Origin of the sequence: Enterobacter sp. PL1, assembly GCF_945957325.1 — a bacterium.
In the GTDB taxonomy this organism is placed as follows: domain Bacteria; phylum Pseudomonadota; class Gammaproteobacteria; order Enterobacterales; family Enterobacteriaceae; genus Enterobacter; species Enterobacter roggenkampii.
Genome location: NZ_CAMFKT010000001.1, coordinates 351,919 through 366,638 on the forward strand (window position 1 = coordinate 351,919; position 14,720 = coordinate 366,638).

Consider the following 14,720-nt stretch of genomic DNA (forward strand, 5'->3'; position numbering starts at 1 on the left):
ATGACGGACTGGCATACACGGGCCATTATTTACCAGATTGATACCGCACTCTTTTATGATTTGAACGGCGATGGCTGCGGGGACATCGCCGGGATAACGGCCAAGCTGCGGTACATTCGCCGCATGGGGGCGACGGTTATCTGGATCACCCCGTTTTACCTCACGCCCTTTCTCGATGAAGGCTATGACGTCAGCGACCATCTCCAGGTGGATCCACGCTTCGGAAAGCTGGCCGATATCATCGCCTTTATTGAACAGGCCCGCGAGCTGGGCATGCAGGTCATTATTGAACTGCTGATCCAGCACACCTCTGACGCGCATCCCTGGTTCCAGCAGGCCCGCCGTAACCCGGCGTCACCCTATCGGGATTACTACCTCTGGTCAGATAGTGACGACGACGATACGCCCCCCATGTTTCCCGGCGTGGAGGAGAGCATCTGGACCTGGGACGACGAAGCGGGACAATACTACCGGCACATGTTCTATCGCCACGAACCGGACCTGAACCTGACCTCGCCCGCGGTGCTGAAAGAGATCGAGAACATCATCCTCTTCTGGCTCAAGCTGGGCGTGTCGGGGTTCCGCCTGGATGCCGCCTCCCACCTGACCACGCAGGCGGGAAACGGTGATGAAAAAAAGGGCCTGTGGATCCTCGAACATATGCGCCGTCTGATTGAGGAGCATAATCCGGACGCGATCCTGCTGGGTGAAGTGGACGTCGAGGTGGAGGCCTATCAGGACTACTTTGGCAATAATGACCGCCTGAATCTGGTGCTCAATTTCTGGCTCAACAAGTATTTTTACGTCAGCCTGGCCCGCAAAAGCGCCCGTCCGCTGCGCAACGCGGTGAAGAAAATGATCGTGCCGCCCGATTCATGCTGTTTTGCCAACTGGCTGCGCAATCACGACGAGCTGGATCTGGAGGGCATCAGCCAGAAAGACAAACAGTTTGTCCTCGATACCTTCGCCCCTGACGACGAGATGAACGTCTACCAGCGCGGGATCCGCCGCCGCCTGGCGCCGATGTTGAACGGCGATCTGAAGCGGCTGGCGTTCTGCCACGCGGTACTCTTTTCCCTGCCCGGCGTTCCGGTGATGCGCTATGGCGATGAGATCGGCATGGGGGATGACCTCGATCTGGAAGAGCGCTACGCCGTGCGCACCCCCATGCAGTGGGCAGGATCGCAAGGCGGCGGTTTTTCGGCAGCCGACCCGGAAAAATTTATCGCGCCGATTATTGACCGCGGTCCATACCGCTATCAAAAAATCAACGTCGCTGATTCGCTGCTCCACCGCAACTCGCTCCTGCACCGCATCATTGATATCGCCAATACCCGCTCGGAGTTCCCCGAAATTGCCGTTGCGCCCTTTCGGCTCCTTACGATCGATAGTGACGCGGTGCTGGGGATCTATTACGAGACCGAAGAACGCAGCATCCTGACCTTTGTTAACTTCAGTGAGCAGCCGGTGCAGTTCACCGTGAAGGGGATCCGCAACACGACCTGGACCGCCTGTCTCGCGGACAAACGCTACGATGACGCGCTGGTTTGCGGTAAAACCGTCGAGCTCAGCCTTGGCGGCTACGGCTATCGCTGGTTCTGGACGCACCGCAGCGCGCTGCGCTGATTACGGTTTCCGGCGGATTATCAAACGCGTCAACACAATACCCGCCACCGCAAGGGCCCCTAACGCCACTTTGCCCGGCATACCGGAGGTCACGGACGACGCGCGGGTTTTCGCTTCGTCAGTGAAGCGACCATGGATTTTGTGCAGGTCGTTAACCGGCTGGTCGAGATAATCCCGGCGGTCCGGCGCGTTCAGATCGTCTGTCATCTGACCTTCCCAGGCTTTCTTCACCATCAGCCTGTCCAGAAAACCCGGGAAGAGGAACTGCCCGACAATCGACTGAATGGTGCTGCTGCCTACCCACAGCTCGCGCACCGGCTTTTGCGCCACCCTGAAGATGGCGCTGGCGGCGACTTCAGGCTCGAACACCGGCGGTACCGGACGCATCGCCCACGCGAACTTGTTCCTTGCCCATTCAAACTGCGGCGTGTTGAGCCCCGGCATCTGCACCATCGAAAGCTGAACCCGGCTGTTCTCATGCATCAACTCGGTACGTACCGCGTCGGTAAACCCGCGGATCGCCGCTTTGGCCCCGCAGTAGGCGGACTGCAGGGGAATGGAACGGTAGGCCAGCGCGGACCCTACCTGGATAATCACCCCCCTGTCGCGCGGAACCATAAGCTCGAGCGCCGCGCGGGTACCGTTCACGTAGCCGAGGTACGTCACCTCAGTCACGCGACGAAACTCGTCCGGCGTAAGGGTGCGAAACGGCGCCAGCACGGCCCCCATGGCATTGTTAACCCAGACATCAATCGCGCCGAGGCGATACTCAATCTCGTTAGCCGCATCCACCACCGCCTGACTGTCGGCGACGTCCGCCTGCATGGCGTGCGCATTTACGCCGAAGCGGCGCAACTCTTCCTGGGTGGAGTGCAGGCTGGCTTCATCACGGGCGATGAGGCCCACATCGTAACCTGCTTTTGCGAAGCGCAGCGCCGTGGCTTTTCCCACGCCCGCCGTCCCACCGGTAATCACTATGACAGCCATAGAACCTCCACGTGAACTCAACCGTTATTTCCGTCCGACAATGCTGTTACCAGCTCTGCCAGCGAAAAATGCACCGCTTTTTCCACCACGTCCTGACAGTCTCCGGAGAAAAGCACGGTACGGGTTTTCGTCTCGCCACGTATGTTCCACGCAAAACAGACCGTCCCCGCCGCCGTGCCGTCGTCGCCCCCTTCCGGGCCAGCGTATCCGCTGATGGCGATGCTGATATCCGCCTGGGCAATGTCGCGGATGCTGGCGGCCATCTCGGTCACCGTCTGTTCGCTGACGGCGGTATAGCGCGCCAGCGTTTCAGGACGCACGCCGAGGATCCGCGCTTTCGCGGCATCGCTGAACACTACCAGCCCGACATCATAAAAATCGGCCGTGTTCTCTTCAGCGCAGAGCGCCACCGAGAGCTTTCCCCCGGTGCAGGATTCCGCCGTGGTTAAGCGCAGACCGGCATCGGTTAACTTGCTCGCCAGTTTTTTTGTCAGCTCACCGACGGTGTAATGGTTATCGTGCAAAAGATTGCTCATCTTGCCGCCTCTTATTTCTCGAAAGGAATGATTGAAATATGTCCATTGCGCTCAAGTATGGCATATTTAATTTGGCTTATTTCGGTAATGCCATTATTCTGACGCGCGAAAACCAGAATATCATCGCAAGAGACATCGACCTTTTTGAGTTTATCCGCCAGGGGAACGCCGTTTTCCACCAGAATCACGGGCGTGCCGTCCAGAATATTCTCTACCGGGGAAAAATACTTTTTCATAAGGCCAAAAATAATATCCACTACCACCAGGGTGGTAATCGTAATCATCGCGCCGGTGACGGAAAAATCCTGCCCCAGAAGCGCCTGCTGCGTGGCTTCACTAATTATCAGGAGAAGAATGAGATCAAAGCTGGTCATCTGCAGCAGCGCGCGTCGCCCGGCCACTTTAAATACCACCACGAGGAACAAATAAATAGCCAGCGCACGAAAGACCATATCCATATCAGCCTCCTACGGGTAAATAAATTGCCAGAGGGTGATCTCCGGCTCGTTGTTTACGCGGATGACCGAGTTCCATTTACCGGCCCGGGACGGTGTGGTAAAGAGTAATACCGAAAAGTTGTCCGTCTTTTTCAGGTTGTGATAAACAAAATAGAGGCTTTTTCCGTGGCTGAACATGGCGTCCGGCTGGGGCCAGACGCTGCCTGGATCATACGCATCGCTACTCTCGCTGGTGACGCTGAGGGTATAGGCCCCCTCCGTTTTCACCGGAAACGCAAGCTGCATCCGTGTCTCCGTCTCCCGCCGCCCGAAGCGCTCATAGTTTATGGTCAGCGACTTGGCGGAATTTGTTTTTACCGTATCGCTGACTATTCCGCTTGAAAACAGACCGGCAATGGCGGCAACGATAATACCTAACAGAACGATAAACCCCACCTGACGAAACGCGTATTCAAACGTCAGCAAGCGATATCTTTCCTCAATCCCGGGTAACTTTTCATTTTCACGCTTCATGGCCATCGTCACCGTTTCGCTTATTATCCGATAATTTTGATTTCTAACGCGAATGTTTTTAGGACTTATCACATTTGCCACATAAAGGAATAGCAACAATACTTAATAAGTCAAGACACCCAAAATGAAGGATATCCGATGAAATTATCGCTTATTTCCGCTTTTTTGATATTTCTGGTTCCGGCCGCATGGGCAGATAATAACGGCGGGTTACAAAAAGGTGAAGCCCCGCCGCCGCCCCACGCGCTGGATAGCGGATATCGCGGAACCGATGACGCGCGTATTATGACCATCGATCAGGCAAAACAACTGCACGACGGTGCGACCATTTCATTACGCGGTAATCTTATTGACGGTAGCGGCGATAAGTTTGTATTTCAGGATAAAACCGGAAAAATCGACGTTATTATTCCCCAGGCAGTCTTCGATGGCAGAACGGTAAAACCCGACCAGATGATCAGCATCAACGGTTCGCTTGATAAAAAATCATCTCCTGCCGTCGTCCGTGTCGATCGTTTGCAGAAATAATTCAGCGAAGCGTTAACGCTGCAGTTATCCATCAAATCTCACCCCTTGGCTTAAGGAGTCAGCTATGAGTGATACCCAACAACGTACGAACGCTTACCCGCAACCCCCGTTCCCGGAACAGCCACAGACGCCACCGGGACTGGCATCCGAAATGCAACCTGTACCCGACCACGGGGAAACTAGCTACAAAGGGCATGGCCGCCTGGCCGGTAAAAAAGCGCTGATCACCGGCGGTGACTCGGGTATCGGTCGCGCAGTGGCCATCGCCTATGCCCGTGAAGGCGCAGACGTGGCCATTAACTACCTGCCTGAAGAGGAAAAAGACGCCGCGGAGGTCATCGACCTGATCAAAGCCGAAGGCCGGAACGCCGTCGCGCTGCCGGGGGACGTTCGGGACGAAACCTTCTGCCAGAATCTGGTCGAAGAAGCCGTCTCGAAGCTGGGCGGGCTGGATATTCTGGTCAATAACGCCGGTCGTCAGCAGTTCCGTGAATCCCTTGAAGAGCTGACCACCGAAGATTTTGACGCGACGTTTAAAACCAACGTCTATGCCCCCTTCTGGATCACGAAGGCGGCGCTGCGCCACCTGAAAGCCTCGTCCGTTATCATTAATACCTCCTCCGTTCAGGCCGTGAAGCCGAGCCCGGTGCTGCTGGACTACGCCCAGACCAAAGCCTGCCTGGCGGTATTTACCAAATCCTTAGCCAAGCAGCTGGGTCCGAAAGGCATTCGCGTCAACGCGGTCGCCCCTGGCCCTTACTGGACGGTGCTGCAATCCAGCGGTGGCCAGCCGATGGAAAAAGTGAAGGAGTTTGGCGGCGATACCCCGCTGGGACGTCCGGGTCAGCCCGTCGAGATTGCCCCGCTGTACGTCACGCTGGCCTCGGATGAATGTTCATTTACCTCCGGCCAGGTATGGTGTTCTGACGGCGGTGACGGCGTGATCTGACCCCTTAACCCTCCCTCTCTGCAGTGAGCAATAAATGAACAAGGATGTTCACTTTTCTTCCCCTGCCGAAAAACATGTTGTAACTCAAACAGATCAAATGTTAAAAATATTTTGCTATCAAGTTATCAAAATTAAACAACTTAGCTTGTCAACCGCATCGCTCTGTTTTTAACATCGCCTATGGAAAAAAATGGTCTGTTCAGTCAGCGCATACGCTTGCGCCATTTGCATACATTTGTGGCCGTCGCTCAACAGGGAACGCTGGGGCGTGCGGCTGAAACTCTTAACCTGAGCCAGCCTGCGCTCTCGAAAACCCTCAACGAGCTTGAACAGCTGACCGGCGCCCGTCTTTTTGACCGGGGTCGGCTGGGGGCGCAGCTTACCATCGTGGGCGAACAGTTCCTTACGCACGCCGTCAAAGTGCTGGATGCGCTCAATACGGCAGGCCAGTCGCTGCATCGAAAAGAAGAACACACCAGCGAGGTCGTCCGCGTCGGGGCACTGCCCACCGCCGCGCTGGGCATTCTTCCGCCGGTGATTGGCCAGTTCCACAAGCAGCAACGGCATACCACGATCCAGGTTGCCACCATGAATAACACCATGCTGCTCGCGGGGCTGAAATCGGGCGAGCTGGATATCGGGATTGGCCGCATGTCCGACCCTGAACTGATGGGCGGTCTCAATTACGAGCTGCTGTTCCTGGAGTCCCTGAAGCTGGTGGTTCGTCCCGATCATCCGCTGCTGCAGGACACGGTGACGTTAAGCCGCGTCATGGAGTGGCCGGTGGTGGTGTGCCCGAAAGGGACCGTCCCACGTCAGACCGCCGAAACCTTGCTGCAAATGCAGGGGTGTACGCTGCCCTCAGGGTGTATCGAAACGCTTTCGGCCTCGCTTTCACGCCAGCTCACCCTCGACTATGACTACGTCTGGTTCGTTCCCTCCGGCGCGGTAAAAGATGATTTGCGCCAGGGCACGCTGACCGCTCTCCCGGTAACGGCCCCCGGCGCCGGTGAACCTATCGGCATTTTGGCCCGGGTAGATACCCCGCTTTCCACGGGCGCGCAGACGCTGCTGAGCGCCATCCGTAAATCGATGCCGGTTTAATACCCCTCACCCTAACCCTCTCCCCTAAAGGGGCGAGGGAACAGACCTGCGCGTTAATCAAATAATGCGAAATGATTCATTAACAATTGCGTAAAACAATTTAACAGTTTTATCATAGCCGTGAATTCACCAAATGGTTCACAAACAGTTTGATATAAACGAATTCACCCGTACTAATCATCAATCCCACCGCATTTATTACCCAACTGGTACATACCCGACACGGCGGTGGGATCTAAAGGAGAGAGAAATGGCATTTGGCAGCGCGCCACGTGGAATACCGCGTATTCTGCAGTGGCTTCTTGCCGGACTGATGATGCTCATCGGTCTGGCGGTCGGCGGGTTGGGCTTTAAGCTCGCCACCGTAGGCGGGAGTAGTTACTTCCTGATAATGGGCGTGGCAATGGTGATTGCCGCGATCCTGATTTTCCTCAACCGCACCAGCGGGATCCTGCTTTACGGCATCGCGTTTATTGCCTCGCTGTTCTGGGCGGTAAGCGATGCGGGCTGGGATTTCTGGCCGCTCTTCTCCCGCCTGTTTACCTTTGCCGTGCTGGCGTTCCTGTGCGCCATCGTCTGGCCCTTCCTGCGTGCGGCAAACCACACTGCACCGAACAAAGCCCCCGCTTTTGGCGTCGCGGCGCTGCTCGCGGTGGCCATGCTGGTCAGCCTCGGCTGGATGTTTAAGCCGCAAACCCTTGTGGCAGCGAACGAGCCCGTGCCGGTGAAACCCGTCGCACCCGGCGAGCAGCAAAAGAACTGGGAGCACTGGGGCAACACCACCCACGGCGACCGCTTCGCCGCGCTGGACCAGATTAACAAGCAAAACGTCAGCTCGCTGAAAGTCGCGTGGGTTGCGCACACCGGCGATATTCCGCAGAGCAACGGCTCGGGTGCGGAAGATCAGAACACGCCGCTGCAGGTTGGCGACACGCTGTATGTCTGTACGCCGTACAGTAAAGTGCTGGCGCTGGACGTGGATTCCGGTAAAGAAAAATGGCGTTATGATTCGAAAGCCACCGCGCCGAACTGGCAGCGCTGCCGCGGTCTGGGCTACTTTGAAGATCATGCAAACGTGACAGCGTCACAGATCGGAACATCGCCAGCGGCATGCCCTCGCCGCCTGTTCCTGCCCACCACCGATGCCCGTCTGATTGCCATTAACGCGGATAACGGCAAGGTCTGCGACGACTTTGGCGACCATGGCACCGTGGATCTGAGCGTCGGCATGGGTGAGATCAAGCCGGGATATTATCAGCAGACCTCCACGCCGCTGGTGGCCGGGAACGTTGTTGTCGTCGGCGGTCGCGTCGCGGATAACTACTCGACCGGCGAGCCGCCGGGCGTGGTTCGCGCCTACGACGTTCACACCGGTAAGCTGGCCTGGGCGTGGGATCCAGGTAATCCGAACCTGACCGGCCTGCCGCCGGAAGGCCAGACCTACACCCGCGGTACGCCGAACGTCTGGTCTGCGATGTCCTACGACGCCAAACTTAACCTGATCTACCTGCCAACCGGCAACGCCACGCCAGACTTCTGGGCGGGCGAGCGTACCGCGCTGGACGATAAGTACAGTTCCTCCATCGTCGCCGTCGACGCGGCCACCGGCCAGGTCCGCTGGCATTTCCAGACCACCCACCATGACCTGTGGGACTTTGACCTGCCTTCCCAGCCGCTGCTGTACGACCTGCCTGACGGCAAGGGCGGCACCACGCCTGTGCTGGTGCAGACCAGCAAGCAGGGCATGATCTTCATGCTTAACCGTGAAACCGGCAAGCCGGTGGCGAAGGTCGAGGAACGCCCTGTCCCGGCGGGTAACGTTGAAGGTGAACGCTACTCCCCAACCCAGCCGTACTCCGTAGGCATGCCGATGATTGGCAACCAGACGCTGACCGAGTCCGACATGTGGGGCGCGACGCCAGTCGACCTGCTGCTGTGCCGCATTCAGTTTAAAGAGATGCGTCATCAGGGCGTCTTTACCCCGCCTGGTCTCGATCGTTCCCTGCAGTTCCCGGGCTCACTCGGCGGGATGAACTGGGGCAGCGTCTCCGTTGACCCGAACAACAGCCTGATGTTCGTCAACGATATGCGCCTGGGTCTGGCAAACTATATGGTGCCGCGCGCGAACGTGGCGAAAAATGCCAGCGGCATCGAGATGGGGATTGTCCCGATGGACGGCACGCCCTTCGGTGCGATGCGTGAACGCTTCCTGTCGCCGCTGGGCATTCCGTGCCAGAAGCCGCCGTTTGGCACCATGTCGGCCGTTGACCTGAAAACCGGCAAGCTGGTGTGGCAGGTTCCTGTTGGTACGGTGGAAGATACCGGCCCGCTGGGCATTCGCATGCACATGCCAATCCCAATCGGCATGCCGACGCTTGGGGCATCGCTCTCGACCCAGTCCGGCCTGCTGTTCTTTGCCGGCACCCAGGATTTCTACCTGCGCGCGTTTGATACCGCCACCGGGAAAGAGATCTGGAAAGACCGCCTGCCGGTCGGCAGCCAGTCCGGCCCGATGACCTACGTGTCGCCGAAAACCGGTAAGCAGTACATCATCATTAACGCCGGTGGTGCCCGCCAGTCGCCGGATCGCGGTGATTACGTTATCGCGTACGCGTTACCTGATAAGAAATAACCGATGAAAAAAGGGACCTTTTGGTCCCTTTTTTTGCCCGGTGGCGCTTCGCTTACGCGGGCCTACAAATACAAGTAGGTCGGGTAAGGCGAAGCCGCCACCCGACAAAACACGCGACTCAGAACGTCTCCCAGTTATCCCCGGAAACCGTCGCCGCCGGGCGCAACGGTACGTTCTGCGCCACCGGTGCAGCCGTCACCGCGCGGTTCGGCTTCGCACCGCTCAGACGAAACGCCCCAACCGCCTCGGTCAGACGCGCGCCCTGTTCTTCCAGAGACGCCGCCGCCGCGGAGGCTTCTTCCACCAGCGAGGCGTTCTGCTGGGTCACTTTATCCATCTCCGAAATCGCCTGGCTCACCTGGACGATACCGCGACTCTGCTCATCGGACGCCGCGGCAATCTCCAGCATGATGTCGGTGACGCGCTTCACCGCTTCGACGATCTCATTCATGGTGTTACCGGCGGCAACAACTTCACCGGACCCCTGATCGATCAGCGAAACCGATTCGTTGATCAGGCTTTCGATCTCTTTTGCGGCATTCGCACTGCGGCTTGCCAGGGTGCGCACTTCACTGGCCACCACGGCAAATCCGCGCCCCTGTTCACCCGCCCGCGCCGCTTCTACCGCCGCGTTAAGCGCCAGGATATTGGTCTGGAAGGCAATGCTGTTAATCACGGCGGTGATTTCAGAGATCTTCTTCGAGCTGCTGGAGATATTGCCCATGGTTTTCACCACGCCGGAGACCATCTGGCCGCCGCGGGTGGCTTTCCCGGAGGCATCTTCCGCCAGCTTGCTGGCATGATGGGCGTTATCGGCGTTCTGTTTCACCGTCGCAGTAAGCTGTTCCATGCTGGCGGCGGTCTGCTCGATGGCGGCAGCCTGCTGCTCGGTGCGGGAAGAGAGATCGGTGTTACCGGCAGAGATCTCGCTGGTGCCGCGGTAAATCTCCTCCGCCCCCTGACGCACGGTGCCGACCGTTTTTTCAAGCGAGTGCTGCATGGTTTGCAGATCCCGCGTCAGGCGGCCAATTTCGCTGCGCCCGGCCACGTCGTCCGGCATCGTCAGGTCGCCCTTAGCGATATTCTCGATACGTTTCGCTGCCCGCTGCAGCGGATTGATTACCGTGCGGCGCAGCACGACAAAGGTCATCGCCGTCAGCACCAGCGCCAGCGCAAACGCGCCCACCATAAACATCAGGCCCAGCTGCGTGCGGCTGTGCGCCTGCGCCGTCAGCGCATTGGCACGGTCGGTACGGATCTTAATCGCCTTCAGCAGTACGGCGTTGTACGCGTCGTCCAGCGGACGCGCCGTTTCGTTTTCGTGGTTGATGATCGCCTCGAACATGCCGTTTTTGGCGAATTTGACCATCGGCTGCATGCCCGCGATATAGGCGTCATACCGGGTCTTAAGCTCCGCATCCAGCGCTGCGCCCTCGGCGGTACGCACGGCGCGATTCATGTAGGCGGTAAAGCTCTCCTGGGACTGCTTAATGCGCGTTTCCGCCTCGCTGATGTTCTGCTTCATCGCATCCATCTCTGCGATACGGCTTGCCGCACCGGCGTGGATCAGATTGATACGCGCGGTTCGCAGATGGTTTGAGCTGTTCGACAGCCCCATACGCACCTGAATTTCGGATGTGACATCCTGCTGATCGTTATCGGCCTGCAGCAGGAAATACCCTGCCAGACCAGAGCTCAAGGCAAACAGAAGAATAATGCCACCGAGAATGGAGGAAAACAGCGGAACCAGCCTGATGTGATGCAAGAAGCCCAGCTTGCGCTGCGCCAGCATCGAAGTAGTGTTGTCCATGACCGTCGACTCTCTTGTAGGTAAGATGCGTAAAAACACGCCTGTTAAATAGTCATCGGCACGGCAGAGATTTAGATTACGGCTAAAAACGCCGCACTGGTCACACTTTAGAGAAGATTATTAAAGAAATGCCAGCGGCGAAAAACCGCTGGCAGAAGAGTTACTTGTCGCCGAAATGGATAACGGTACGGATGGATTTTCCTTCGTGCATCAGATCAAACGCCTCGTTGATCTGCTCCAGCGGTAAGCGGTGGGTAATGAACGGATCGAGCTGAATCTTGCCGACCATCGCATCTTCAACCATACCCGGAAGCTGGGTACGGCCCTTCACGCCGCCAAACGCGGAACCGCGCCATACGCGCCCGGTGACCAGCTGGAATGGACGGGTTTTAATCTCCTGACCCGCACCGGCCACGCCAATGATGATGCTCTCGCCCCAGCCTTTGTGGCAGCACTCCAGCGCGGAACGCATCACGTTGACGTTGCCGATACACTCGAAGCTGAAGTCCACGCCGCCGTCGGTCATCTCAACGATGACGTCCTGAATCGGCTTCTCGTGATCTTTCGGGTTCACAAAATCGGTCGCGCCCATTTCACCGGCCAGCCTGAATTTCTCCGGGTTGGTATCGACCGCGATGATACGGCCGGCCTTCGCCTGCACCGCGCCCTGGATCACCGCCAGACCAATGCCGCCGAGACCGAACACCGCCACGGTATCGCCCTCTTTGACTTTTGCGGTGTTATGCACCGCGCCAATACCGGTGGTCACGCCGCAGCCCAGCAGGCAGACTTTATCCAGCGGCGCCTGCGGGTTCACCTTCGCCAGCGAGATCTCCGCGCAAACGGTGTATTCGCTGAAGGTGCTGGTGCCCATGTAGTGATAAACCGGCTCGCCGTTGTAGGAGAAACGGGTCGTCCCGTCGGGCATCAGCCCTTTCCCCTGAGTGGCGCGCACCGCCTGGCAGAGGTTAGTTTTGCCGGATTTACAGAACTTACACTCGCCGCATTCCGCAGTGTACAGCGGGATCACGTGATCGCCCGGCTTCAGGCTGGTCACGCCCTCGCCCACTTCTACTACAATCCCGCCGCCTTCATGGCCGAGCACCGCCGGGAAGACGCCTTCCGGGTCGTCGCCCGAGAGCGTAAACGCATCGGTATGACATACGCCGGTATGGGTGATTTTGATCAGCACTTCGCCTTTCTTCGGCGGTGCCACGTCAATTTCAACGATTTTGAGCGGCTGGCCGGGGCCAAATGCAACTGCAGCGCGAGATTTCATATGTCTTCCCTTCTTGTCAGGTATGTGGATTTATTTTAGATAAGAGCGCAGTAAATGGCCGACTTCCGCCATGCGAACGGCACGCTGATCCGGCGTGGTTTCCCCCGCTACCAGCTCATCTTTGAGGTGAATTTCAACCATTTCGCCCATCAGGCCATTGGCAGCCCCGCGCACGGCGGCAATTTGCTGCAGGATGGCCAGACAGGGGTCGCCCGACTCCAGCGCGCGTTCAAGGGCATCAACCTGACCCCGAATGCGACGGACGCGGGTAAGAATACGTTTTTTATCTTCGGGTGAATGCGGCATACGCCCTCCTGATACTATAGGGGGGTATGGTACCTATTTTGTTACCGCTGTGTAAACCTAAAGATGAGAGGGTTGAGGTTTTGTACAAAACTCGGGGGAGGCATTAAATACGCCAGATAACGAAGCAAAATAAAAAAGCGTAAAGTCTCATCCTGATAAGCCGATAAAAACAGGGTCTTTTTTTAATATAGGGATATTACATGCGTAAACTCATCTCCTCCATTGGGCTCATAGCAGGTATGGCTGTAGCCACACCCGCGGTTCACGCCAGCACGTTGACACAAACGTTGACCCGCTGCGACTCAACCTTTTTCAACGAGATTTATCATCAGCGAGCCAAACTCAGCCGCGTAGCCCCCTTAACGCTTAACAAGCATTCGCAGGCCTGGTTCAAAGCCCCTGAAGACGGCAATCGCACCATCTGGTTTGCTCAACCGCTGCATGAATTAAATCTGACGGTATCGGGATATTACCTGCAAACCAGCAATCTCGATGAAATCAATTACGGTAAGTACTATTACTGGGGACTCATTTTCAAAGAGTCACAAGAAGAAGTGATGTCCAGACTTGATCATTTGTCCTGGAAAAAGGCGGGAGATGATTATGTTTCTCAGACGATGATTAAAATCAACCCAACGAGTGAGTGGGAAGACAACGCGCAGGCGGTGTCAGGTATTGCTCCGGCAAAAGAAAGTACCGAAAAGCTGTTAATGCTCAGCAAAAGCAAAGACGGGACATTATTGCTCTGTACCGTTCAGGGAAATGTAACGCCTGACATGCTGACGACATTACGACCTGATTTATCCGCAGGGGATGCGAAATGAAAAAGCTAACATGGCTGGTATTACTTATGCTGACAGGTTGTACCGGGACAAGTAAACCCCAGCCCCAGTCTACCCCCAAGCCACCGGCAGGCGTCATAAAAATCCTTGAAGATAAGAAAATTGCTTCGTATATCGATCTTCGGGTGATTTCAACTTATCAGGGTAACGACCGCTTACGCCGCTTTTATTTCATCAATAACTACGCCGAGAAGACACTCATTATAAAAAATCCTCCCGTCTACATAGCGAGTTCCCGGGCAATCGACGTGATTAATTGCGACAAAAACCAGCGTGCTATTATGGCGCGAACCTATTTTTCCAAACCGTTCGCGGAAGGTGATGTCGTACATGTGACACAGGATGTGGGACAATGGGAAAGTTACCCGAAAGACTCTCTTTTTGGGATAATAGCGGAAAGCATGTGCAGTATTCCCGTTGAAAAACTCAAGCCAGAGCCAGCGAAAGATAATAGAAAACCATTATTAGATTAATACAGGCAAGGCAGAGACGCAGAGCATACGCTCTGCATCTCTATGTTACGGTTCACAATACAGTATTAAATTGCTGGACCAATTTCAGTTCCCGACTGTACCAGTCACGCCAACCGTAACCCATATACACAGAAGGTTTACTGGTACCTTTGGTCAGCATCTGGGTATCCGCGCCGGTCGAAAGGGTTTGGGAAAAGCGGACAAAAAAAGCATCATCAGGCGTCGAAAACGGCGTGGCAGCCCCTACAGCAGCATAGCTAATGAATTTCTTGTCAAAGCCATAAAATAGCTCCTTTTTCATGGATGCGCTTACCCCTGCGCAATGCATATACATTGCGCCTGAGGAATTATTGTAAATTATGAGTTAGCTATTATTCCGGTCTAAACCCGGGTTTACCATTTGCTGCTCGCCATTCTTTGATTTCTTTTACAACCCCCTCAGGGGTATCTTCACGAGTTTTTGAAGGGTAAAAAATAAGGTCAGAACCCTCTGGATATTCTGTTATCTCCTCAAAATAAAGCACATTCTCAACGTCTTTACTTTCAGAAGAGTTTGCTGGATTAAAAATTCCGCGAACAAACTCTAAAAACTCAGTTTCAGAATAATCAGTGATTCTTTTTTTATGGTCCATACCTGGTACCTCACTCCTTTTTATGAATTTCAACATGGCGCTTAG

16 protein-coding genes are annotated in these 14,720 nt (G+C 56.0%); 7 read left to right on the forward strand and 9 right to left on the reverse strand.

Annotation, left to right across the window (positions count from 1 at the left end):
• Positions 1-1,626 (forward strand): alpha-amylase family protein, encoded by a 1,626-nt coding sequence (locus N6P30_RS01750; RefSeq protein ID WP_023292454.1) that lies wholly within the window; start codon positions 1-3, stop codon positions 1,624-1,626.
• Here the strand turns inward: N6P30_RS01750 and N6P30_RS01755 are convergent, their stop codons facing one another.
• The 4 genes from N6P30_RS01755 to N6P30_RS01770 are packed head-to-tail and all read right to left on the reverse strand — an operon-like array spanning position 1,627 to position 4,120.
• Positions 1,627-2,613, reverse strand: a complete 987-nt coding sequence (locus tag N6P30_RS01755; RefSeq protein ID WP_023292455.1) for an SDR family oxidoreductase — start codon at positions 2,611-2,613, stop codon at positions 1,627-1,629.
• Positions 2,614-2,630: 17 nt separating this feature from the next.
• The gene (locus N6P30_RS01760) at positions 2,631-3,149 is read right to left on the reverse strand and encodes a 2-oxo-tetronate isomerase (RefSeq protein WP_023292456.1); all 519 of its coding nucleotides are present in this window, start codon (positions 3,147-3,149) and stop codon (positions 2,631-2,633) included.
• 11 nt (positions 3,150-3,160) lie between these two features.
• Positions 3,161-3,607, reverse strand: coding sequence for a DUF421 domain-containing protein (locus N6P30_RS01765; RefSeq protein WP_023292457.1), 447 nt, complete (start codon positions 3,605-3,607; stop codon positions 3,161-3,163).
• A 9-nt stretch (positions 3,608-3,616) separates the two neighbouring features.
• Positions 3,617-4,120: a hypothetical protein gene (locus tag N6P30_RS01770; RefSeq protein WP_032664116.1), complete on the reverse strand. Its 504-nt coding sequence runs from the start codon at positions 4,118-4,120 to the stop codon at positions 3,617-3,619.
• A gap of 138 nt (positions 4,121-4,258) precedes the next feature.
• On the opposite strand from N6P30_RS01770, the gene N6P30_RS01775 reads away from it, so the two are divergent.
• The 4 genes from N6P30_RS01775 (at position 4,259) to N6P30_RS01790 (ending at position 9,333) form a co-directional block, all read left to right on the forward strand.
• The gene (locus N6P30_RS01775) at positions 4,259-4,648 is read left to right on the forward strand and encodes a YdeI family stress tolerance OB fold protein (RefSeq protein ID WP_008502282.1); all 390 of its coding nucleotides are present in this window, start codon (positions 4,259-4,261) and stop codon (positions 4,646-4,648) included.
• Positions 4,649-4,712: 64 nt separating this feature from the next.
• Positions 4,713-5,597: an SDR family oxidoreductase gene (locus tag N6P30_RS01780; RefSeq protein ID WP_021242539.1), complete on the forward strand. Its 885-nt coding sequence runs from the start codon at positions 4,713-4,715 to the stop codon at positions 5,595-5,597.
• A gap of 180 nt (positions 5,598-5,777) precedes the next feature.
• A complete protein-coding gene (locus N6P30_RS01785) occupies positions 5,778-6,701 on the forward strand; it encodes a LysR substrate-binding domain-containing protein (RefSeq protein ID WP_023292459.1) in 924 nt (307 codons plus the stop codon).
• A 250-nt stretch (positions 6,702-6,951) separates the two neighbouring features.
• Complete coding sequence (locus tag N6P30_RS01790) at positions 6,952-9,333, forward strand: glucose/quinate/shikimate family membrane-bound PQQ-dependent dehydrogenase (RefSeq protein WP_023292460.1); 2,382 nt, start codon at positions 6,952-6,954, stop codon at positions 9,331-9,333.
• Positions 9,334-9,451: 118 nt separating this feature from the next.
• On the opposite strand, the gene N6P30_RS01795 is transcribed toward N6P30_RS01790, so the two are convergent.
• From N6P30_RS01795 to N6P30_RS01805, 3 genes are all read right to left on the reverse strand, one after another.
• Complete coding sequence (locus tag N6P30_RS01795) at positions 9,452-11,143, reverse strand: methyl-accepting chemotaxis protein (RefSeq protein ID WP_023292461.1); 1,692 nt, start codon at positions 11,141-11,143, stop codon at positions 9,452-9,454.
• Between the two features lie 160 nt (positions 11,144-11,303).
• Positions 11,304-12,422 carry an S-(hydroxymethyl)glutathione dehydrogenase/class III alcohol dehydrogenase gene (locus tag N6P30_RS01800; protein ID WP_021242543.1) on the reverse strand — a complete coding sequence of 373 codons (1,119 nt, stop codon included), beginning with the start codon at positions 12,420-12,422 and terminating at the stop codon, positions 11,304-11,306.
• A gap of 30 nt (positions 12,423-12,452) precedes the next feature.
• Positions 12,453-12,728 (reverse strand): metal/formaldehyde-sensitive transcriptional repressor, encoded by a 276-nt coding sequence (locus N6P30_RS01805; protein ID WP_021242544.1) that lies wholly within the window; start codon positions 12,726-12,728, stop codon positions 12,453-12,455.
• 200 nt (positions 12,729-12,928) lie between these two features.
• On the opposite strand from N6P30_RS01805, the gene N6P30_RS01810 reads away from it, so the two are divergent.
• Complete coding sequence (locus tag N6P30_RS01810; protein WP_023292462.1) at positions 12,929-13,552, forward strand: hypothetical protein; 624 nt, start codon at positions 12,929-12,931, stop codon at positions 13,550-13,552.
• Positions 13,549-14,043, forward strand: a complete 495-nt coding sequence (locus N6P30_RS01815) for a surface-adhesin E family protein (protein ID WP_023292463.1) — start codon at positions 13,549-13,551, stop codon at positions 14,041-14,043. Before N6P30_RS01810 ends, N6P30_RS01815 begins: the two co-directional genes overlap by 4 nt.
• Positions 14,044-14,095: 52 nt before the next feature.
• Here N6P30_RS01815 and N6P30_RS01820 read toward each other — a convergent pair whose 3' ends face one another.
• Entirely contained in the window at positions 14,096-14,344 is a 249-nt protein-coding gene (locus N6P30_RS01820) for a hypothetical protein (RefSeq protein WP_032676797.1), read from the reverse strand.
• Between the two features lie 70 nt (positions 14,345-14,414).
• Positions 14,415-14,675: a bacteriocin immunity protein gene (locus N6P30_RS01825; RefSeq protein ID WP_023292465.1), complete on the reverse strand. Its 261-nt coding sequence runs from the start codon at positions 14,673-14,675 to the stop codon at positions 14,415-14,417.
• Positions 14,676-14,720 lie beyond the last annotated feature (45 nt).